This window comes from Opitutus sp. sgz309028 (genome assembly GCF_059821195.1).
Genome location: NZ_JCAMRR010000001.1, coordinates 81,834 through 103,424, shown reverse-complemented (window position 1 = coordinate 103,424; position 21,591 = coordinate 81,834). Strand labels below are relative to the sequence as shown.

Annotated in this window: 20 protein-coding genes; 16 read left to right on the top strand and 4 right to left on the bottom strand. The window is 65.2% G+C overall.

Annotated elements, in window-relative coordinates:
* The first annotated feature begins 165 nt into the window (after positions 1 to 165).
* The 7 genes from AC6RV7_RS00465 (at position 166) to AC6RV7_RS00435 (ending at position 10,444) form a co-directional block, all read left to right on the top strand.
* Positions 166 to 2,745: a DUF5060 domain-containing protein gene (locus AC6RV7_RS00465; RefSeq protein WP_500091917.1), complete on the top strand. Its 2,580-nt coding sequence runs from the start codon at positions 166 to 168 to the stop codon at positions 2,743 to 2,745.
* A gap of 808 nt (positions 2,746 to 3,553) precedes the next feature.
* Complete coding sequence (locus AC6RV7_RS00460) at positions 3,554 to 5,755, top strand: DUF5060 domain-containing protein (protein WP_500091916.1); 2,202 nt, start codon at positions 3,554 to 3,556, stop codon at positions 5,753 to 5,755.
* 168 nt (positions 5,756 to 5,923) lie between these two features.
* Positions 5,924 to 6,280, top strand: a complete 357-nt coding sequence (locus AC6RV7_RS00455) for a hypothetical protein (RefSeq protein ID WP_500091915.1) — start codon at positions 5,924 to 5,926, stop codon at positions 6,278 to 6,280.
* 60 nt (positions 6,281 to 6,340) lie between these two features.
* Positions 6,341 to 7,702: an Nramp family divalent metal transporter gene (locus AC6RV7_RS00450; RefSeq protein ID WP_500091914.1), complete on the top strand. Its 1,362-nt coding sequence runs from the start codon at positions 6,341 to 6,343 to the stop codon at positions 7,700 to 7,702.
* Between the two features lie 100 nt (positions 7,703 to 7,802).
* Positions 7,803 to 8,654 (top strand): restriction endonuclease, encoded by an 852-nt coding sequence (locus AC6RV7_RS00445; protein ID WP_500091913.1) that lies wholly within the window; start codon positions 7,803 to 7,805, stop codon positions 8,652 to 8,654.
* Positions 8,655 to 8,768: 114 nt separating this feature from the next.
* Positions 8,769 to 9,467 carry a DUF4412 domain-containing protein gene (locus AC6RV7_RS00440; protein WP_500091912.1) on the top strand — a complete coding sequence of 233 codons (699 nt, stop codon included), beginning with the start codon at positions 8,769 to 8,771 and terminating at the stop codon, positions 9,465 to 9,467.
* Between the two features lie 65 nt (positions 9,468 to 9,532).
* Entirely contained in the window at positions 9,533 to 10,444 is a 912-nt protein-coding gene (locus AC6RV7_RS00435) for a 3-keto-disaccharide hydrolase (protein WP_500091911.1), read from the top strand.
* Positions 10,445 to 10,545: 101 nt separating this feature from the next.
* Here AC6RV7_RS00435 and AC6RV7_RS00430 read toward each other — a convergent pair whose 3' ends face one another.
* Complete coding sequence (locus tag AC6RV7_RS00430) at positions 10,546 to 12,168, bottom strand: serine hydrolase (protein WP_500091910.1); 1,623 nt, start codon at positions 12,166 to 12,168, stop codon at positions 10,546 to 10,548.
* A gap of 110 nt (positions 12,169 to 12,278) precedes the next feature.
* Between AC6RV7_RS00430 and AC6RV7_RS00425 the strand changes: the two genes are divergently transcribed.
* Positions 12,279 to 12,719, top strand: coding sequence for an SRPBCC family protein (locus AC6RV7_RS00425; RefSeq protein ID WP_500091909.1), 441 nt, complete (start codon positions 12,279 to 12,281; stop codon positions 12,717 to 12,719).
* Between the two features lie 21 nt (positions 12,720 to 12,740).
* Here the strand turns inward: AC6RV7_RS00425 and AC6RV7_RS00420 are convergent, their stop codons facing one another.
* On the bottom strand, positions 12,741 to 13,544 hold the full coding sequence (locus AC6RV7_RS00420) for an NYN domain-containing protein (RefSeq protein ID WP_500091908.1): 804 nt from the start codon (positions 13,542 to 13,544) through the stop codon (positions 12,741 to 12,743).
* 131 nt (positions 13,545 to 13,675) lie between these two features.
* Here AC6RV7_RS00420 and AC6RV7_RS00415 point away from each other — a divergent pair, with 131 nt between their 5' ends.
* Entirely contained in the window at positions 13,676 to 14,098 is a 423-nt protein-coding gene (locus tag AC6RV7_RS00415) for a hypothetical protein (RefSeq protein WP_500091907.1), read from the top strand.
* Positions 14,099 to 14,118: 20 nt separating this feature from the next.
* Here AC6RV7_RS00415 and AC6RV7_RS00410 read toward each other — a convergent pair whose 3' ends face one another.
* On the bottom strand, positions 14,119 to 15,471 hold the full coding sequence (locus AC6RV7_RS00410) for a TAXI family TRAP transporter solute-binding subunit (RefSeq protein WP_500091906.1): 1,353 nt from the start codon (positions 15,469 to 15,471) through the stop codon (positions 14,119 to 14,121).
* A gap of 288 nt (positions 15,472 to 15,759) precedes the next feature.
* On the opposite strand from AC6RV7_RS00410, the gene AC6RV7_RS00405 reads away from it, so the two are divergent.
* Positions 15,760 to 16,071: a hypothetical protein gene (locus AC6RV7_RS00405; RefSeq protein ID WP_500091905.1), complete on the top strand. Its 312-nt coding sequence runs from the start codon at positions 15,760 to 15,762 to the stop codon at positions 16,069 to 16,071.
* Between the two features lie 17 nt (positions 16,072 to 16,088).
* Here the strand turns inward: AC6RV7_RS00405 and AC6RV7_RS00400 are convergent, their stop codons facing one another.
* Entirely contained in the window at positions 16,089 to 16,463 is a 375-nt protein-coding gene (locus AC6RV7_RS00400) for a PAS domain-containing protein (RefSeq protein WP_500091904.1), read from the bottom strand.
* Between the two features lie 241 nt (positions 16,464 to 16,704).
* Here AC6RV7_RS00400 and AC6RV7_RS00395 point away from each other — a divergent pair, with 241 nt between their 5' ends.
* From AC6RV7_RS00395 to AC6RV7_RS00370, 6 genes are all read left to right on the top strand, one after another.
* Positions 16,705 to 16,848 (top strand): entericidin A/B family lipoprotein, encoded by a 144-nt coding sequence (locus tag AC6RV7_RS00395; RefSeq protein WP_500091903.1) that lies wholly within the window; start codon positions 16,705 to 16,707, stop codon positions 16,846 to 16,848.
* A gap of 163 nt (positions 16,849 to 17,011) precedes the next feature.
* Complete coding sequence (locus tag AC6RV7_RS00390) at positions 17,012 to 17,446, top strand: VOC family protein (protein ID WP_500091902.1); 435 nt, start codon at positions 17,012 to 17,014, stop codon at positions 17,444 to 17,446.
* A gap of 308 nt (positions 17,447 to 17,754) precedes the next feature.
* Positions 17,755 to 18,357, top strand: a complete 603-nt coding sequence (locus AC6RV7_RS00385) for a hypothetical protein (RefSeq protein ID WP_500091901.1) — start codon at positions 17,755 to 17,757, stop codon at positions 18,355 to 18,357.
* Positions 18,358 to 18,436: 79 nt separating this feature from the next.
* Positions 18,437 to 19,189 (top strand): DUF899 domain-containing protein, encoded by a 753-nt coding sequence (locus AC6RV7_RS00380; protein WP_500091900.1) that lies wholly within the window; start codon positions 18,437 to 18,439, stop codon positions 19,187 to 19,189.
* Complete coding sequence (locus tag AC6RV7_RS00375) at positions 19,182 to 19,490, top strand: hypothetical protein (protein WP_500091899.1); 309 nt, start codon at positions 19,182 to 19,184, stop codon at positions 19,488 to 19,490. Before AC6RV7_RS00380 ends, AC6RV7_RS00375 begins: the two co-directional genes overlap by 8 nt.
* A 108-nt stretch (positions 19,491 to 19,598) precedes the next feature.
* The gene (locus AC6RV7_RS00370) at positions 19,599 to 21,557 is read left to right on the top strand and encodes a sialate O-acetylesterase (RefSeq protein WP_500091898.1); all 1,959 of its coding nucleotides are present in this window, start codon (positions 19,599 to 19,601) and stop codon (positions 21,555 to 21,557) included.
* The last annotated feature ends 34 nt before the right edge of the window (positions 21,558 to 21,591 follow it).

The following is a 21,591-nucleotide window of genomic DNA, read 5'->3' as shown; positions in this document are numbered from 1 at the left end:
TAGACACGAGCCGGCGGGACGTATCGGTAAAAGCACTTCAATGCCTCCCGGGAATTATTCTCGACGGAGCCATCGGTGAAAACACTGTGCGGCTTCGTTGCTGGCCAGCGGCAACAGATCTCCGGCGCGACCGTGCGCCCGGACGGAAACCTCAAATTACGAATTATGTTCAAGCAAAGTAAGGTGAAGATCGGGCTGGCGCTGCTGGGGCTTTTGCCGGCGGGTGGATTGTGTGCGGCCACGAGCATTCCCGGTCCACTCACCACGATCAGTGGGGAGCAGAAGCAGTGGCACAAGGTGACGCTGACGTTTGCGGGGCCGACGGCGAGCGAGACGGGGAGCCCGAATCCGTTTCGCAACTACCGGCTGGATGTGACGTTCAAGCACGCGGGGAGCGGGCGGACGTATGTGGTGCCCGGCTACTTTGCAGCGGACGGCAACGCGGCGAACACGAGTGCGACGTCGGGGAACAAGTGGCGGGTGCATTTTGCGCCGGAGGCGACGGGCACGTGGACGTATGTGGCGTCGTTCCGGACGGGCGCGGACGTGGCGGCGTCGACGTCGGTGACGGCGGGAAGCGCGACGAGCTTCAACGGCGAGAAAGGAAGTTTCACGATCGACGCGTCGAACAAGAGCGGTGCGGACTTCCGGGCGAAAGGCCGACTGGAGGACGTGGGCCAGCACTATTTCCAGTTCAAAGGAAACAAGGAGTATTTCGTGAAGGTGGGCGCCGGCAGTCCGGAAAACTTCCTCGCGTATGCCGACTTCGACAACACGACGGCAGGAAATCGGATTCTCCATCGCTACGCACCGCATGCGGCTCACTACCGTTCGGGCGATCCGACGTGGAAGGGCGGGAAGGGCAAGGCGATCATCGGGTCGGTGACGTATCTGGCGTCGAAGAAGATGAACTCGCTGTATTTTCTGACGATGAACGTGAATGGCGACGGGAACGACGTGTTCCCGTGGACGACGAAGTCGGAGCGTTACCGGTTCGACGTGAGCAAGCTGGCGCAGTGGGAGATCGTGTTCGAGCACATGCAGGAACTCGGGATCCACCTGCACATGGTGACGCAGGAGCAGGAGAACGATCAGTTGCTGGACAGCGGCAATCTCGGGCTGCAGCGGAAACTTTACTATCGCGAGTTGATCGCGCGGTTCGGGCATCACCTGGCGCTGACGTGGAACCTGGGTGAGGAGAACACGAACACGAGCGCGCAGCGCTCGGCGTTTTCGAACTACATCAACGGCGTGGATCCGTATCTGCACCCGATCGCGCTGCACACGTTTCCGAACCAGCGGGATGCGATCTACACGGCGGAGCTGGGCGACGAGCTGATCGGCGCGGCCTCGCTGCAACTGGAGACGCCGTCGATCGTGCACGCGGAGACGCTCAAGTGGGTGAAGAAGTCCGCTTCCGCCGGCCGCAAGTGGGTCGTCGCCGTCGACGAACTCGGCAAGGCCGCCGTGGGCGTGGTGCCGGATGCGAACGATCCGGAGCATGCCGAGATCATGAAACGCGTGCTGTGGGGCGGGTTTCTCGCCGGCGCGGCCGGCATGGAGTGGTATTTTGGATACGACTACGCCAACGACGATCTCGATTGCGAGGACTGGACGTCGCGCGAGCGCATGTGGGAGCTGAGCGCGATCGCGGCGCAGTTCATGCGCGACCATGTGCCGCTGCCCCTCGTCGCCAATTACAACAGCCTCACGTCGACCACCTCGGATTACGTGCTCGGCAAGCCTGGATCGGTTTACGTCATTTATCTGCCGGCCGGAGTGGCGACCGACATCGCGTTGCCGGCGGGAGAAACCTATGCGGTGAACTGGTTCGACCCCCGTCGGGGTGGGAGCCTCGTCGCCGGTACGGTGACCTCCGTCACCGGCGGTTCCGCCGTGGCGCTCGGCCGTCCGTCCGGCACGACGGGCGGGGATTGGGTGGCGCTGCTGCGTCGTTCCGCCGAGGCGCCTGCGGGCGAGGCTCCCAAGCCTGCGCCGGAGCCGGAAACCGGCATGGCCGTGACGAAGTTGACGCTGATCGATGCGACGCGGCAGCTGGCGCTCGGCGCGCTCTCGAACGCGACGATCGTCAACCTCGCCGCGACGAGTGCGATCAACGTGCTCGCGGAAACGTCCGGGAAGGTTGGCAGCGTGCTCTTTTACGTGGATGGCAAGCTGGTGCAGCGGGAAAATCTGGCGCCGTATGCGCTGGCTGGCGACGACTCCGGTGTGTTTCGCAAATGGCAGCCGACCGTCGGCACGCACACCGTGCGCGCGGTGCCCTACAGCGGCAGCAACGGCAGCGGAGCCGTGGGCACGCCGGTCGAGGTCACGTTCTCGGTGGTGGCGTCCACCGACGTGGTAACGGCGCCGGTGGAAGACGTGGTGAAGGCGCCGGCCGAGCTCGCGGTGACTCGTTTCGTGCTCATCGATGCTGCGACCCAGCGTGACCTGCGGGAGTTGACCGATGGAGCCGTGATCAGGCTCAGCCAGGATGGAACGGCGTTGAACATTCGCGCCGAGGTTGCGGGTTCGGCCGGCTGTGTCCTTTTCGTCTGGGACGGCAAGAATTACTGCACGGAAAACCTCGCGCCCTACGCGATCGGACTCGACGACAACGGCGTGTACCGCCGCTGGACGCCGCCGCTCGGGAGTCATACGCTGCGCGGCGTGCCGTATTCCGGGAGCAATCGCAGCGGGAACGCCGGCACCGCGCGCACGATCCGGATCGACGTTGTCAATTAGGCGACACCGGCACCGGACGTTAGTACGCTTTGTGACCCGTGGTACCGGTAGCGCGCCCGATGGGCGTTACCGGGACGGCTTCGATTTCGCTCATCCAAGCGTTTGCTAGGCTGGCACGATGCTTTGTCGCATCCTTCCGGCCCTGTTGGCCTGCTGGCTGGCCCCACTTTGTGGATACAGCTGCGGCCGCGAAGCGCCGGCCTTGGTCACGACCGGTCTGTCGTCAGCCTGGCTTCAGACGGAGGAGGGCGGAGGAGGACCGGAGTGTCCCGGGCCCAGGTGGGGGCGAATGACGGACGTGTCGAAGCGCGTGGCGCCGCTCGCTTTTCAGCGTGCGCGCCAGGACAGCCGGGACGTCGTCAAATTTCTCCGAAAAACGACGGAACCTTGGTTGACTCGCGGGTTCGCACCGCCGGTGGAATTTACGGTGCGTGGATTCGGTGAATACGGCGAGGAACCCGAATGGGCGCTCGCGTCGGCTTCCCGCTCGCGTGCCGAGCTTCATTCCGCGCGGGGACGCCAGTCGGATCCCTAGACCCCGTCGCCGAATGCTCCGACCGGAGCGCAGGCGGTGGATCAGCTCTCCAGCATCACACCTTTCATTCGAAGGGGCCGTCGATCCCGACGGTCGCCTTCCTGGCGAAGCTTTTCTAGCGCGTATCCGGCTACCGGATGCGGGTGTGGGCAGCACGCGAAACAAGTCAGCAAATCCGGACGGCTGCCGCCGCTCCTGTCGCCGGCGCATCCGCGTCCGGCAATGCGGCGACCGAGACCGTTCCCCTTACCATCGATAAACAGAACAAAAGACATGTTGTTTAGACTCGTTCAAGGCGCAGGGGCGTTGCTCCTCGCAACGGCGTGGCCGGTCCTCGCGACCGCCGCCACCAGCAATTTGGGCAGCAAAACCACGATCAGTGGGGAGCAGAAGCAGTGGCACAAGGTGACGCTGACGTTTGCAGGGCCGACGGCGAGCGAGACGGGGAGCCCGAATCCGTTTCGCAACTACCGGCTGGATGTGACGTTCAAGCACGCCGGGAGCGGGCGGACGTATGTGGTGCCCGGCTACTTTGCAGCGGACGGCAACGCGGCGAACACGAGTGCGACGTCGGGGAACAAGTGGCGGGTGCATTTTGCGCCGGAGGCGACGGGCACGTGGACGTATGTGGCGTCGTTCCGGACGGGCGCGGACGTGGCGGCGTCGACGTCGGTGACGGCGGGAAGCGCGACGAGCTTCAACGGCGAGAAAGGAAGTTTCACGATCGACGCGTCGAACAAGAGCGGTGCGGACTTCCGGGCGAAAGGCCGGTTGGAGGACGTGGGCCAGCACTATTTCCAGTTCAAAGGAAACAAGGAGTATTTCGTGAAGGTGGGAGCGGGGAGTCCGGAAAACTTCCTCGCGTATGCCGACTTCGACAACACGACGGCGGGAAAGCGGATCCTGCATCGCTACGCGCCGCATGTAACCCACTATCGTTCGGGCGATCCGACGTGGAAGGGCGGCAAGGGCAAGGCGATCATCGGCGCGGTGACATATCTGGCGTCGAAGAAGATGAACTCGCTGTATTTTCTGACGATGAACGTGAACGGCGACGGCAACGACGTGTTCCCGTGGACGACGAAGTCGGAGCGCTACCGGTTCGACGTGAGCAAGCTGGCGCAGTGGGAAATCGTGTTCGAGCACATGCAGGAACTCGGGATCCACCTGCACATGGTGACGCAGGAGCAGGAGAACGACCAGTTGCTGGACAGCGGGAATCTCGGGCTGCAGCGGAAACTTTATTATCGCGAACTGATCGCGCGGTTCGGGCATCACCTGGCGCTGACGTGGAATCTGGGTGAGGAGAACACGAACACGAGCGCGCAGCGCTCGGCGTTTTCGAATTACATCAACGGCGTGGATCCGTACCTGCACCCGATCGCGCTGCACACGTTTCCGAACCAGCGGGATGCGATCTACACGGCGGAGCTGGGCGACGAGCTGATCGGCGCGGCTTCGCTGCAACTGGAGACGCCGTCGATCGTGCACGCGGAGACGTTGAAGTGGGTGAAGAAGTCCGCTTCCGCCGGCCGCAAGTGGGTCGTCGCCGTCGACGAACTCGGCAAGGCCGCCGTGGGCGCGAAGCCCGACTCCTACGACACCACGCGCAACGAGATCCGTTACAAGGTCCTGTGGGGCAGCCTGCTCGCCGGTGCGGCGGGTGTGGAGTGGTATTTTGGATACGACTACCCGCATGACGACCTGGACTCCGAGGACTGGACGGTCCGGTCGAAGCTGTGGACGATCTCGGCTTACGCCGCGCAGTTCATGCGCGACTATATGCCGCTGCCGCTGGTCGCCAACTATGACAGCATCACGTCGGCCACGTCCGACTACGTGCTGGGTAAGTCGGGTGTGGCGTATGCGGTTTATCTGCCGGGCGGTGTGACGACGAACATCACGTTGCCGGCGAGCCAGACTTACACGGTGCATTGGTTCAATCCGCGCGCCGGCGGCAGCCTGCGCACGGGCACGATCGGCACCGTCAAAGGCGGATCTGCGACCTCGCTCGGCCGTCCACCGGCGGAAACGTCGCAGGACTGGGTGGCGCTGCTGCGCCGCTCCGGCGGCACGGGCACGTCCGCCCCAAGTGCGCCGTCGACGGATTCTTCGAACGACTCGGGCACGACGATGGCGGTTACGAAGCTCGTCTTGATCAACGCGAGCGAACAGGAAGCGCTGCGCTCGCTGGCCTCCGGCAGCGTGGTCGATCTGTCGAGCGACGGCAGTTCCCTCAATGTGCGCGCCGACGCTTCCGGCTCTGTGAAGAGCGTCGTGTTTTATCTGAACGGGAAAAGGCTCAATGCCGAGAGCGTGGCGCCGTATGCGATGGCGATGGACGATAACGGAGTATATCGCGGGTGGAAACCCGCGCCCGGCAGCTACACGTTGAAAGCCGTGCCCTATTCGGGAAGCGGCGGCACCGGTGCCGTCGGCACGCCGCTGGAAGTTTCGTTCAAGGTCCAAAAGTAGCGGCGCTCCCGGCGGCTTCGATCGCCGGTGAAACTTTTCCGGAGAAGACACCCGCTCCCGGTTCGACGCCGGGGCGGGTGAAGTTCGCGGTTGTCAAAACGCGGCTAAAGTCGGCGCGTGCGTGCGTGCCGGCTTTCGTTTTCGTCGTGCAACCGATTTATCTGGAACATGCAACCGATCCGTGTCGCGGCACTCGTGCTCGGAATGGCCGGGTTGGCGAATATTTCGCCGGCGGCCGGCGGATGGCCGGAGTTGAAAGCAGGAATGACGGCGCAAGAGACGGCGGCGGCGCTTGGGGAACCTTTGATGCGCAGCCAGGGCCGGCAGTTCGAACTCTGGATCTACGATTCGGGGGCGGAGGTGGTGTGTTTGCGCGGGGTGGTGGTTGCTTGGACCGCGCCGGCCGGCATCATGGCGGCGAACGGTCGCGAGTTCGATTTGCGTGGGGTGCCGGCGACAGCGCCGGAGCAGAAAACGGCGCGCTCGAGAACGGTGCGGACGCGGCCGGTGCGTTTCCGCTGGTGAACGCGGACACGTTTCCCGCTTGAAGCCCGCACGGGGCGGTCGGCATGGTCCTGCGCCCCCATGAGTACGCTCGACCCCGCAGCGAGTTCCGTTTCCGAAATTGAATTGGCCCCGGCGTCGCTCGGCGGCCGGTTGCGCCAGGTGGGACCTGGTCTGATCATCTCGGCGATCATCGTTGGCGCGGGCGAGTTGATCGTCACTCCGAAGCTCGGCGCGGAGGTCGGTTTCCGGCTGCTTTGGTTTATCGTCCTCGGCTGCCTGGTGAAGGTGTTCGTGCAGATCGAACTTGGCCGCTATGCGATCACGCGGGGCCGGACGACGCTGGAAGCGCTGAATGCGCTGCCGGGCCCGCGGCTGGCGGTTTCGTGGGTGATGTGGATCTGGCTGGCGATGTATCTTTGTCTCGTCCCGCAGGTCGCCGGCATGTTGGGCGGCACGGCGACGGCGTTGCGGCTGGGAGGGGCGGCGATTCCGGTCGGAGCGCTGTCGATTTTGATCGGCGCCAGCTGCGCGATCCTGCTGGTGGTCGGCCGCTACCGGCTGGTCGAGCGCGTTTCGACCGTCCTCGTCGGCGCGTTCACGTTGACGACGATCGTGGCGGTGACGGCGCTGCAGTTCACGCCCTATGCGATCACCGGCGCGCAACTGGCGAGCGGGTTCTCGTTCGAGTTGCCGGCGGACCTGGCGACGGCGTTCGGCGCTTTCGGCATCATTGGCGTCGGCGCGTCCGAACTGATCTACTATCCCTATTGGTGCTTGGAAAAAGGATACGCGCGGAAGCTTGGCGCGGACGACGGCAGCCCGGAGTGGAAGGTTCGCGCCGCCGCGTGGCTGCGGGTGATGCGGCTGGACGCGTGGATGTCGTTCGCGCTCTACACGTCGACGACGGTGGCGTTCTATCTGCTCGGCGCGGCGATCCTGCACGCGAAGTCGCTGCGGGTGGAGAGCGACCGGATGATCGAGACGCTCTCGTTCATGTATCGCGACGCGTTTGGCGAGTGGAGCCTGTGGCTTTTCGTCGTCGGCGCCGTGGCGGTGCTCTATTCGACGATCTTTTGTGCGACGGCGTCGAATGCGCGGCTGCTGGCCGACGCGCTCGCGCTCTTTCAGGTGAAACGCTACCGCGACGCCGAGCACCGGATTCGCTGGATCAAGCTTTGCTGCGTGTTGTTGCCGGTGGCGTTCACGGGCTTGTTTCTCGCGGTCGGCAATCCCGTGCAGCTGGTGTTCTGGGGCGCGATCGCGCAGGGACTCATGCTGCCCTTTCTCGCGGGCGCGGCGCTTTACTTTCATTTCAAGAACCCGCATCGCGAACTGCGGGCGCGACCGGCGTCGCTCGCGGGGCTGAGCGTTGCGGCGGTGCTGATGACCGCGCTGGGCGGTTACCAGGTCGTCACGGAGATTCTTCGCCGGTGGCCGTGACACGAGTGCGGCGGCCGCTTCTTGTAACCGGCTGGCGGGTGCGGAGTGGCGCGAAAATCCATTGTCGGGTCGGGGATCCCGCTGCACGCTGTCTGACCCCATGACCGTGTCTGGCGAACGCTTCGTTTGCAGGTCGATTGTGTTCTTCGCGCTGGCGACAAGCGGCCGGGCGGAGACCTCGGTCGTACGGGCCGAGTCGTCGCGCGGTCCGTGGCTGGAATGGGGGGCGGGGATTGCCGCGGCCGTGTGTGTGATTCTGCTGTTTTACCGGCTGCTCGGACCGCGCGGCGACGAGGCCGGGCCCGCGCGCTCGGACGCCGAGGAGCGGGAGGATTCCGACCTCGCCCTCGAGTATCCGTACTGCACCGATCCGCCGCCGCGCGAGGAGGTGAAAATCGAGCTGCGCGAGCCGCTCGATCTCACCCCGGAGGTATTGCGGGAGCTGGAGTGGAAACGATTCGAGGAGCTCGTCTGCGGCTACTACGAGGCGCATGGCATGGACGCCCAGCGCACTCACGCGGGTCTGGGAGCGCCGGTCAACATCTGCCTGTATCGGGCCGGCGAGCACCGGCCGTGCGCGTATGTGCAGTGCGATTACGGTTTGGAACCGGATGACGGCGCGGGGCGCCTGCGCGCGCTGCGCGAAACCGCCACCGGCGAACGCGTCGAGGAAGGCGTGGCCATTTCCCAGCGCGGTTTCGCCGCGGGCGTCCGCGAGGAATGGTCGCAGGCCGGACTGCACCTGATCGACGGCGACGAGTTTCTCAATTTGTTCGCGGCTCTGCCGCTCGAACAGCGGGACCGGATCGTGCGGCATGTGACGCGCGAGGATTATCGCACGCCGACGTGTCCCGCGTGCGACCTGAAGATGACGCGGCGCGATTCCGGCACCGAGGCAGTCTGGGTTTGCCGGAATTATCCGCGTTGCCAGCGGATGGTCGCAGGACGCTGAATACGGGCGCGAGTCTGGCACCGGCTGCCGAAGTGCTGGTCTGATGGAGGCTTCCGCGCCGGCGATTCGCCCGTGCCGCGTCTTTTCCCGTTCGGACGTTCTATTTTCCTCCCGATGAAAACCACACCCGTTCGTCTCATGATTCTGCTTGTCGCCGCCGCCGGATTGCTCGCCGCGGGGCGAATGTCCGCCGCCACGTTTGAAGGCCGCGTGAAGATGAAAATGGAGTCCGGTCGCAATGACGCGCAGCTCCTCACCTACGCGATGAAAGGTTCGAAACTCCGCATGGAAATGCCCGCCGGCGACCGCGAGATGATCAGCCTCGTCGACTGGGACAAACGGGAGATGAGCATGCTCATGCCCGAGCAGAAAATGTACATGGTGGTCGAGATGAAGGACGTTCCTGCGATCGGCGAAGTCGAGGAGGCGCGTGACAGCGCACGGCTCGAGAAAACGTCCGAGACGGCAACGATCGCCGGGCGCGAGGCCACGAAATACCTCGCGCGCGACGGCAAGGACAAGACGGAGCTCTGGCTCGCGAGCGGTCTCGGCTCGTGGTTCAACATGGGCAGCGGCGGAGGAAATCCGATGAAGCCGAAAAAACTTTCGGATTGGGAAAAGGAAGTGATCGCGAAGGGCCTGTTTCCGCTGCGCATCGTCGGCTTCGATGGCAAGGGGCGGCAGACGATGAAAATGGAGGTCGTCGAACTGATCCCGCAATCCCTCGACGACGCGCTGTTCGTGCCGCCGGCGGACTATTCGCGATTCAACATGGGCGGTTTGCTAAAGGGACTCACCGGCGGCGGCCGCTGAGCTCAACTGAGCGCAGTCGGTTTTGGATTCTCGCCGGGGCGGCCGGGTGTCATGACCTCCGCCGCATGTTTCTTCGTTTCTCCTGCATCTCCTGCGCGTTGCACGGACGCATCGTCCGGCGTTCGCTTTCCGCACTCGCGTCTGCCTGCGTCGCCGTCGCGGCGCCCGCGGCGGAGTGGCGGCCGTTGCTGGACCGCGATCTCAGCCAGTGGCGGACGTATCTGAGTTTTCAACACGTCGAAGGCTATCGCGGGGCGCCGCCGGCGGACGCGCATGGCCGGCCGATCGAGCCGGTCGGCTACGACCGCGATCCGAGCGGTGTGTTTACGGTGCTCGAGCAGGAGGACCGGCTGGTGCTGAGGGTCAGTGGCGAGACCTACGGCTGCATTTTCACGAAGGAGGAGTTCTCGAATTATCGCCTGCGGTTGAAAGTGAAATGGGGCGAACGCAAGTGGACGCCGCGGCGGAACCTCCTGCGCGACTCCGGCATCCTTTATCATTCGGTGGGTCCGGCGGGCGTCGACTACTGGCGCGCGTGGATGCTGTCGCAGGAGTTCCAGATCATGGAGGGCCACATGGGCGATTACTGGGCGATCGCAAACTCGGCGATCGACATCCGCGCCTTCCCGCCGGAGGGCATGATGAACTGCGTCGCGAGCGCGAAGCAGCCGTTTCGCCCGTTTGGCGCGGAGCCCAGCGTCAGTGGCTTCTGCCTGCGCAGCGAGGATCGGGAAAGTCCGCCCGGGGAATGGACGCAACTCGAGCTGGTCTGCCACGAAGGCCGGAGTCTTCACATCGTGAACGGCCACGTCGTTATGGTCCTCCAGAATTCGCGCGCGGTCACGGAAGGCGTGGCCACACCGCTCACCCAGGGCCGCATCCAGTTGCAGAGCGAGGCGGCGGAGGTGTTTTTCGCCGACGTCGAAGTGCAGCCGATCGACGCCTTGCCGGAGGAGTTTGCGGCGTATTTTCGGTGAATGACGCGTGAGGAGGAGCCGCCCTGCATTACGTCCGCCCGCGGTGGAGCTGCGTTCTGTGCATTCCGTGCACTCGGTGGTCCAATGGAATTGGCTTCCGCTCAGCGTCGCGGCGCGGTGACGTCCATCGGACCTTGGTGCAGCACCAGGTGGGTGACGCGGCCCTCTGCGTCGGTGAAAAATTCCAGCTGCGCGTCCACCACCTTGAAAAAGAAACGGGTGTCGGATTCCGGAAAGATCGGCGCCTTGGCCTGGCCGGTCGCCTGACTCGTCAGCTGGTCGCCTTCGAGCGCGATCGTAAGAGCGAGACCCGGCCGCAGCTGATAGACGCCGACCAGCGCTTCCTTCGCAGGGCGCGGCAGTTCGATTTCGCGGCGCTCGACCACGCGATCGCTGATCCGCGGTGCGACCTGCGCGTGTCCATTTTGATGGAGGGTGAGCTCGGCGACCCGGCCGTTCGTGTCCCGGGAAAACTCAATCTGCGCGTCGACCACTTTCAGGAAAAATTTCGTGCCGGACTCCGGAAACAACGGGAATTCGGCCTGGCCGGAGAGCTGCACGGTCAGATGGTCATCGCGCTGCCGGACGGCGATCGTCACTTTGTCCGTGAGGCGGTAAACGCCGACGTATCCAGCAAGACCGGACGAGGGGAGAATGGCGACCGGGCGCTCGGCCGGGAAGGCCGCGGGGTCGCCCAACGCCACCGCCGCGAGTTCGCCCGCCAGCTCGGCGGCGGCGGGGCCGTTGACGTTGGCGAGCACGACCACGGCCAGCTGCGGGTCGGGATAGAACGCCAGGTAGGAATTGAAACCCTCAATGCCGCCGCCGTGCTGGATGACGCGGCGGCCGCCTTCGGTCTTAACGCCGAGGCCGAGCGCATAGTCGCTCAGGTGTGGCGAGATCATCTTTTCGAGCGAGGCGGGCGAGAGGAGTTTGCCGCCGAAGAGACTGTCGCACCAGCGCGCGAGGTCGTGCGTGGTTGAATACAAACTCCCGGCGGCGTGCGGCAGCGACATGTCGATGTAGGGGGCGTGAATGAGCTGGCCCTGCGCATCGTGCGCATAGCCGACGGCGCGCCGCGGGAGAATCGCGTCGTTGCGGTCCACTCCGGTGTTCTCCAGGCCGAGCGGCTGCAGGACGCGCTCGCGCAGAAACGTCTCATAGCTCCGGCCGCTGGCCTGCTCGATCACCGCGCCGAGGACGATGTAGCCGGAGTTGCTGTAATGGAATTTTTCGCCCGGCGGAAAATCGAGCGGCAGCTCGCGAATCAGGTCGACGATCTGAAGCGGGGTGGCGGGCGAGAGCTTGCGTTGCGGATATTCGGGCAGCTCGGTGACGCTGGGAAGTCCGGCGGTGTGCGTGAGCAGCTGATACAACGTGATGTCGTGCCAGGACGCCGGCGCGCCGGGGACGTGGCGCGAAACGGGGTCGGATAGCTGCAGCTTTCCCTCTTCCTGAAGCAGCAGCACGGCGGCGGCGGTGAATTGCTTCGTGATCGAGCCGATGCGAAACCGTGTGTCGGCGGAGTTCGGGACGTGCCATTCCGCGTCGGCGAACCCGACGCTACGCTCGAAGACGGTGCGGCCGGCGCGGGTCACGAGCACCGAGCCCATGAAGCGGTCCCCGTCTGCCCGGGCTTCGACGAGGCGAGTCATGCGAGCAACATCCTGTGCGCCGGCCTGTGCCACGATCGCCCATGCGATGAGCAACCCGCGAAAGATCATGGCGCGAAACGTAGTGCGGACGACGCATCCGCTCAAGGTTTGTCGCGCGGCCGATCCGCGCGGTGATTCGTGTTTGTGCTTTTGCCGCGGCTGAACAAAGAGCTGCGATCATGAGTGCGATGCGTGCGATCCGGGCCGAGGCGGGCCGACACTTCGAGGCAAGTGCAGAGCGGGTGTTCGAGGCCTGGCTGAAACCGGATCTGATCGAGCGCTGGATGTTCGGACCGACCGTGCGCGACGAGGAGATCGTGCATCTGTCGGTCGATCCACGGTTGGGCGGGGCATTCTCGTTCATGGTGGAGCGCGACGGCCAGAAGATCGAACATCTCGGCAAGTATCTGGAGTTCGAGCGGCCGCGGCGGCTGGTGTTCACTTGGATGGTGGCGGACGAGAGCGTGGGCTCGCGGGTGCTGGTCGAGATCGCGCCGCGCGGCGAGGGTTGCGAACTCAGGCTCGTGCATGAGGTGCATCCGAGCTGGGCTGCGCAGGTGGCGCAGATTTCCGCGTCGTGGCGGCGGATGCTGGAAGGACTGGCGGCGGCGTTGCAGTAGCGGCGCGGTCCGCCCGCGGCGTCACTCGACGAGCTTCACCTGGCAGTTGCCCGCACGTTCGTCGAGTTGCACGAGACCCCGGCGCTGGGCCTCCGCGAGGAGGTCGGTGAACGAGCCGAAACCGTGCGCGCGTTCGTTGAAGCCGGGATCGCGCCGCTTCATCGCCTGCTTGATCATCGAGGCCCAGATCGGTTCGTCGGCCCCGCGCTCCTCGGTCAACGCACTGAGGGTGGCGACGAGGAGGTCGATGCCACCGCCGCCGCCGGCGGCAGGCGCGGGGGCGTGCGGCGATTTCGGTTTCGCCGTCGCGGCGTTGCCGGCACGGGCGCGGGTTTTGGGCGCCGTTTTCCGGACGAGGTCGTCGTAGTAGATGAACTCGTCGCAGTTCGAGACGAAGAGATCGGAGGTTGAGTTCTTCACGCCGAGGCCGATGACGGTCTTCGCGTTTTCGCGGAGCTTGCTGACCAGCGGCGAAAAGTCCGAGTCGCCGCTGAGGATGGCGAACGCGTCGACGTGGGCGTTGGTGTAGCAGAGGTCGAGGGCATCGACGACCATGCGGATGTCGGCGGAGTTTTTGCCCGAGTGGCGCACGTGCGGGATTTCGATCAGCTCGAAGGCGGTCTCGTGCAGCGGGTGTTTCAGGTCCTTGAACCGTTCGAAGTCGCAGTAGGCTTTTTTCACGACGATGTTGCCCTTGAGGAGGAGGCGCTCGAGGACCTTGCCGACGTCGAACGGCGGGAAGCCGGCGTCGGCGGCGCCGCGTGCGAGGTTTTCGAGATCGAGGAAAACGGCGAGGGTGAGATTGGTTTCGCGCGCGGGATTCATGAATGGAGAGAGGGCTGCGACCGACTATGGGGCGGCGTGCGTGCAGGGCAAACCCCGCGATCCGATCCGCGCGTCAGGATTGCGGGGCTGGCGGCGATCTGCTCTCGTCGACGCGTTACCCCCTCGTCAATATGACAAACTCCTGTTCATGGTTCCTGCGCCCGGCGGTCCGCCGGGTTGCGATGCTTGCGCTGGGCTGCGTCGTCAGCCTGGCTTTGGTTCAGATCGCCGTGGTCTCCGCTCACGCTGCGCCGGCCGCGAAAACCTCGGTCGAGAAAGCGACGAAGCTGCCTGTCTCGGCCCGGTTCCACAAAACGAAGGCCAAGGAAGGCACGACCTATGAGCTCAAGCTGAAGAGCAAGGCGAAGGAGCCGCTCACGGTGCAGGTCACGGTTTACCTGAGCGTGGTGGCGCACAACGCCGACAAGGCGCGCGTGGAGCCGCCGCATGTGATCGCGCCGAAGGATACGTATACCGTTTCCGGCCTCGCCGCTCTCGACAAGGTGGTCGTCGCCGCCGACGGCTACGCGCCGCTCGAGCTCGAGGTGAAATAATCCGTTGACTCCGGCGCCGGTCAGCCCGGCGCCGGAGTGAGTGATTGCAGCCGGTGGCGCACGAAATCCACGTAGCTGCGCAACCAGTAAAAGCGGTCGGCGAACGAAGCCGGAATTTTGAGCCGGTTCACGTGGTCTTCGATTTCGTCGACGCGCTGCAGCAGTTCCTGAATCCGGGCCGCGGTGAGCGGCGCGAAAGTCTCACGCTCGACCCGGAGGAGCGGCCGGTAGCAGCGATAGAGGCGCAGCTGGATGACCCAGCGAAACAGCAGCGGCAGGAGCCGTATCGCCGGAACAATGACAAGGATCAGCGGGACGACCGCGACCAGGATGCGGTTGAGCAGGCTTGCGAGCCAGAACGAATGGAGCGTCCGGTAGATCAGTCCCTTGCCGGACTTGTAATAACGCAGCGCATCCTCGCTGAGCGGAATCTCGTGCTCGAGCGGTGAGGGGAATTCGCCGCGTTTTTGGAACAGGCTCGCGCGGCCGTGCACGCCTTTCGCGACTTCGAGGAGGAGATCGGAAAGCGCGGAGTTGAGACCCTTGCGCGCCACCAGCTCGACCGTGGGGCCAACCAGCGTGACGTCTGCGGACGGAAGATTTTTCCCGAGATCCATCACACCCTGGGGCAGTTCGATCTTGTTGAGAAACGGATATCGCCGGAGATACGCGTCGGCCTGTTCGAAGTTGAACAACTTCACGTCGGGTGCGCGCATCAGCGAGCGCAGCGCGTGCAGAGGCGCGGAATCCCCCATGAGGAAAACGGCGTCCAACCGGCCCTCGAGCAGCGCCGCGGTCGCATCGTCGGCGTCGAGGTCGAGCAGGGTCGTGGGCGCTCCGGTGATTCCGTTGGCCTGCAGCAGCAGCAGAGCAAAGGACCGCGTGCCGCTGCCGATCGCGCCGACCGCGAGCCGGCGACCGGCCAGTTCCGAGAGGCGTTCGATAGGCGTGTCGCCGCGGTAAAATACGAACAGCGGCTGGTAGGCGAGGCTGCCCAGCGAGAGGAGGCCTTTGACGCTGCCTTCCTTCACGAGCCCCCCGGGCACGAAGCCGATATCGATACCCGAACTCCCGGATTGCAGCCGCTCGAGATTGTCGAGGCCGCCGGCGGAGGTTCGTACCTCGAGCCGTACATCGTGGCTCGCGAGATCCTTCTGATAGGCCAGCGCCCATCGGTGAAACGAACTACCTTCCGGGCCGCTCGTGAGCACGAGCTTGTCCGGCGGCGCGGAACGCAGGATCCACAGGATTGCCGCCGCGCAGAACAGCGCGAGGAAGAAGGTGATCACCGACGCGACCGCCGGGCTGAACCCGAAGGTTTCGATCAGTGCGGTGACGAAGGGGAGACGTTTCCTTTCCTGCGGGGATTTCATGACGTCGGGAAGCGGAGTGCGACCACGATGGCAGAATTCGGGCCGGGGAAACCACGAAAAACCGGACGAGCGTTGGAAACGGACGACGTCGCGCGGGGGGCGCGGGACGAATCGGGTGGGCGAAGTTCGGGCGCGATGACGATCGAGTATTTCCCGTTGGTTCTCCTTTGCACGCGTCGGGCGTGACGCGGCTCGGAACCCGGCGGGTGACGACGGTTCTGTGAGCGCATGCAGCGGATGAGCACAGCCTGCCGGCGGGACGGCGGTCGAGCAGAGGAGGATTGATCGATGCCGTTTTCCCGCCGACAGCCGCGGATCGCGTCCGGTGGTCGCGTCACGCTCCGCCTCACCGTGGTGCAGCGCGATCGTTTGCTCGCATCACCGGCGTTGCCGAAAAATCTCGGACATCTCCTGCACCGGGCGCCGGTGCGCGAGGGCCGGTTGGGCGTGCGGGTGACGCGCGCCGAACTGGCGGCGCTGATCGCCGCCGCCGCGGAGGTGAAGGCTCGCGACGACCGCGAGGAGCGGGCACTGGGGGCGCTGTTGCGCTATCTCGAGACGCAGGAGGAGCGTTTCGAGGATGTATCCGAGGAGCCGTGACGCGGCGCGGCGGCCGCTCAGGCCGCGCGCAGCCGGAGCGAGGCGATGAAGGAACCGGCGCCGCCGGTCGCGCGCTCGATGCGCACGAACACCTCGCGAGGCGTGCCCTGCAGCGGTTGGACGAGATGGTGCGTGGAGCGGTCCAGGGCGACGGCGAGAAATGCCTTCCACTGCGCCTCGAACGAAGCGGCGTCGTCAGACCCGCCGTCGAGCACAAGGAGTTTCGCGAAGGGGCGACCAATCAGCGATTTTTCGGTGGCGCCCCAGAGCTGCCGGGCGGAGTGGTTGGCGGCCACGACGCGTCCCGAAACATCGAGCACCAGCACGGCGGAGAGTTCGGCCTCGTCGACGGCGGCGGGGGTGGGGGAAAGGGTGGGCGCAGTGGTGTTCAACGGCACTGCACTTCGCTCCGGCTGAAGCACCGGTGCGGAAATGCACGTTCACCAAATGCGACCGGGCGGGCGGCGTCAAATGGTGGCGTTGCGCAGAGATTGCGCTTTTCAGAGCGGAACTTGGCCCCCGGCTGCCGGCGCGCGTCGGTGCCGAACCTGAAAGCCATCCATGGAAACTGCAGTCGCGCTCCCGGTGGCCGCCCGATGGCGGCGGGAACGCGGTCGCGTAAGTTGAAAAGCCATGAACAAAAAACACTTCATCCTTTGGGGACTCGCGGCCCTCCTCACGTTCGCGGCCACGGGCTGCAACACGATGCACGGCGTTGGAAAAGACGTGGAGCGCGCTGGCGAAAAGATTCAGGACAACGCCAACCGGCACCGTTGAGCAAAACAGCGTCGCCGACGCCCGAGCGCCGGGCGTTCGGGGCGGCGACCGTCGCCGGCGCGGTGCGAAGCGGCTTGTCCGTCCGGCGGCTGGTGGTTCGTTGAGAGGCTGGCCGGAGATTTTCACCCGCCGGCGTTATTCCTGAACCCTTAACTCCACTCCCATGGCTCGAGTCAGCACCTACCTCATCTTCGCCGGCACCACCGAAGCGGCGTTTTCATTCTACAAGTCCGTTTTCCAAACGGAGTATGTGACGCCGATCGTCCGCTTCGACAGCGCGCCGCCGAATCCCGCCGCCCCGCTGCAGGAGGCGGACAAACAAATGGTCCTGCACGTGGCGCTTCCGATTCTTGGCGGTCATTTGCTGATGGGCAGCGATTGCCCGCCGTCCTCGGGCATGAGCGTCACGCCGGGCAACGCCGTTCACATCAATCTGGAGCCGGACACGCGCGCCGAAACGAAGCGCCTCTTCGACGCCCTCTCCGCCGGCGGCAAGGTCGAGATGGAGCTGCAGGACATGTTCTGGGGCGACTACTACGGTTCCTTCGAGGACCGCTTTGGCGTGCACTGGATGGTGAACTGCCGGAGTAAAGCCTGAGGCGACACGAGCGAACGAGGCGCCCCACGGTATCGTCCCGGGGTGCCGTCGGCCGGTCGTTGTAAAACTTTAGGTAAATTTTCGATTATTTTGTGGCCGAAGGCGGAAAGCTGGGTTCCGTTCGAGCCATGCGCTTCCGTCGCGCCGCCACCCTGCTGTTTGCTGCCCTGTTGTTTATTGGCGGTGTTTCGTGTGGGTTGCATTTCGTTGGCGACGCCGGTCGTGCGGGGGAAGCCGGGAGGGCGCGGGGCTCGCCGGCCGAAGTGAACACGCACGTGACGCGAAACGCGGAGCTCTCGCGTGGTCCCTTGGCTTTTGTGCAGGCGGTCGCGTTGCGGGTTTCCGACCGGCTCGCCAGAGTGTTCGTTACCCGGGCCGAGGAGGCGGCACTGATCGGCGAGATGAGCCAGTTGCACCTGCTGGCGGAGGATTCCGGGCTCGAGTTGAACCCCGCGCAATGGGAACGGTTCGCGGCGGTGACGCTGCAGTTGCAGGCGGTGCGACAGGAGTTCGAAGCGCAGATCGCCCACGTAACCGCGGTCGCTCCGGGCCGCTATCAGGTGGAAATTCCAGACTATGCCGCGGCGGGCGGCGCGTTGCGGCGGAAATTTTACGCCACCCTCGGGGCGGAGCTCGGCGAGGGCGTCGCGGCGGACATTGCGGATCGTCTCGGCGGAGGGCTCGAAGGGTATTTCGGCGGCTTCGGCGTGAGCCGGCAGACGCTCGAGGTGTCCGCGCCGTCCGGCGGCGCCACCGAGGTCGAAGTCACCCGCACGATCACTTACGTCAAGGACCTCGACGGCGCACCGCGTGTGATTACGCGACGGGAGACGGTTTTCCCGGGCTGGGAGGATCCGGCCGGCGAGCGCTGGGGTGCGCTGTTGGCGCGGCTGCCGGCGCGGGCGGGCTGAGGTTTTTTCGATTTCTCGAAAAAAGTGTCGCGAATCGGTCTGAATCGGGCGGCGCGATTCGTCTAGATGGCGAGATCCCATGAATCCCGCCCTGACCCCCACGTCCTCCCGGCCGAAAATCGTTTCGCGCGCCGAATGGCTGAAGGCCCGCAAGGAACTTCTGGCCGAAGAAAAAGCCCTGACTCGCGCGCGCGATGCGCTCAGCGCCCGACGCCGCCGGTTGCCGATGGTGAAACTTGAAAAAATCTACACCTTCACGAGTGCGGCCGGCCCGGTGACGCTCACCGAGTTGTTCGCCGGCAAACGCCAGCTTTACGTGCACCACTTCATGTGGAACGAGGAGCAGCAGAAACATTGCCCCGGCTGCTCGCAGTCGGCCGACATCATGTTCAACAACGAACCCTTCCTGGCCTTTCTCGCGGAGCGCGACACGGCCTTCGCCGCCATCTCACGCGCACCGCTCGAGCGCATCGAAACCACGAAGGCGGAGAAAGGTTGGAAGTTCCCGTGGGTGTCCTCGGCCGGCACGGATTTCAATTACGACTTCCACGTGACGCTCGATGACTCGCGCGCGCCCATCGAATACAATTACCGTAACCGTGAGGAGTTGATCGCCGCGGGTTTTCCCGCGGAGCAGCTCAAGGGCGACTGGCCGGCCGCGAGCGTTTTTCTGCGCGACGGCGACACGGTGTATCACACTTATTCGACCTTCGCGCGCGGAGCGGATCACCAGTTCACGCCCTACAACTTCCTCGATCTCACCGCCTACGGCCGGCAGGAGAATTGGGAGGATTCGCCCGAGGGGTGGCCGCAACGGCCGACGTATGGTTGAGACGCGCCGGACCGCTGAATCCGGCGGGGAGTGGCGGAAATCCGGATTTGCACGCAGGCGATGGCTCGCGGCCGCGGTGCCGGTGATCGGACTGGCGCTGCTGCCGAAGTGCCTCGCCTGCGTGCTCGGCTATATCGCGATCGGCGCGGGCTTGAGCGCGGCCGGCCGCGAACTTTGCGGCGCCGTGACGAGCGGTGACGGCTGGCTGGTGGTGCTGACGAGCGACGGCTGGCTCTACGGCGGGCTCGCGCTGGCGGCCGGCATGACGGCGCTCGTCTGGGGCCGGCGGGCTCGCAAGTGAGAATTGCCGGTCGCGTAGCGGCGGACGCGCGAATGTGTGAATGGGTGGAAAATTGTCGCGTGCACGTCGGACCCCACGCTCCGGCGGCGTTATCCAACCCCGTTGCCCATGAAATCGATTTGGCACTTTGGCCTTTGCTTATTGCTGCTCGCGCTTGGCGTATCGGCCTCCACGGCCGCCGCAGAGAATTCCGCACGACCGCTGCTGGCTCCCATTTTCGGCGACGGCATGGTGCTGCAGCGTGGAAAACCGAACACCTTCTGGGGCTGGGCAAAGCCGGGCCAGTCGGTGCGCGTGACGATCGCGGCGGCAGTCGTCGACGCGGTGGCCGGGGAAGACGGGCGTTGGTCGGCATCGGTCACGGTGCCGCCGCCCGGCGGACCTTACCGGGTCGCGATCGACGGCCCGCAACGGATCGAACTGAACAATGTGCTCGTCGGCGACGTCTGGCTGTGCAGCGGTCAGTCGAACATGGAATTTGCGCTCGCCGCCAGCTTTGGCGGCGACGCTGAAGTCAAAGCGGCGAATCATCCGGACCTGCGCTTTTATCTCGTGCCGCGCACGGTCGAATATGCACCCGCGGAACAGGCCGCGGGGAAATGGACCGCGTGCACGCCGGAGACGGCAGCGCGGTTTTCGGCGGTCGCGTATTATTTTGCGCGGCGGTTGCAGGCGGAATTGCACGTGCCGATCGGACTCGTGCAGTCGGCCGTGGGCGGAAGTCCGGCGGAATCGTGGATCAGCGCGGAAGCGCTGGCGAAGGCTGGTGAGTTCGGCCCGCAGGTGGCGGAGATCGCGCGCCTCGAAAAAAAAGGCGGACCGCACCACGGGAGCTTTTTGATGCACTGGCTCGACGAACACGACATCGGCGGGCAGGGCGAGGTGTGGGCGAAACCGGAGTTCGACGATCGCGGCTGGCGCCGCGTCAAGGTGCCTGGCGGTTTTGCGGAGCTCGGCGTGCCGACGCGGCCGAGCGTGGTGTGGTTTCGCCGCGAGATCGAGTTGCCCGATACGCTCCCGGCGAACGGCGCACGCGTGCAACTCGGCGTCGTCGAGCGGATGGACACGATTTACGTGAACGGCCACTGGACCGGCGCGAGCTCGTGGGTCGAGAATCCACGCAACTATGCGATCCCGGCGGGCGCGTTGCGGCCGGGGAAGAACACGATCGCGCTGCGCGTGTTCAAGACGAAGCCGGAGGGCGGGTTCCTGTCACCGGCGGATGCTCTGAAGATCGTCCTCGGCGACGGCACCGTCGTGCCGCTCGCGGGCGAGTGGCGCGCCGCGGTGAGCGTCGACGTGCAACCGCCGTTGGCGTTGCCGCTGGATTTCGACAATTACCCGACCATGCCGACGGTGCTCTACAACGGCATGATCGCGCCGGTCGCGCCGCTCGCGATCGCCGGCGCGCTTTGGTATCAGGGCGAGGCGAACACGTCGCGCGCGCAGCAGTATCGCACCCTCCTGCCGGCGCTGATCGGTGACTGGCGCGAGCGTTTCGGCCAGGGAGAGTTTCCATTCTACATCGTCGGCCTGCCGGCGTTCATGTCGCGCCGCAGCGAACCCGGCACCGACGGCTGGGCGGAGTTGCGCGAGGTACAGCTCGACGTGGCGCGCCACGTGCGCAACACCGCGGTCGCGGTGACGATCGACACCGGTGACGCGAACGACATTCACCCGAAGGAAAAACGCACGGTCGGCGAACGGCTGGCGCGCTGGGCGCTCGCGGAACATTATGGACGCGACGTGGCGGCGTCAGGGCCCGCTTTGAAATGGGTCGAACGCCGGCCGGGCGCGCTGGCCTTGCATTTCGACAACGTCGGTGACGGCCTGGTCGTGCGCGGCGAAAAGCTTGGCGAATTTGCGGTTGCGGGGCCGGATCGCATCTGGCGTTGGGCGGAGGCGAAAATCGCGGGCAAGGACGTGGTTGTGCTGACGAGCAACGCGGTAACCGAGCCCGTGGCGGCGCGTTATGCGTGGCAAGGCAATCCGCTCGCGACGCTCGCAAACAGCGACGGCTTGCCGGCGGCGCCGTTCCGCACGGACGACTGGCCGCTCGCGCGCTGAGGCGTCCGCTTGCGCGCGGGGACGGGGCGGGCGA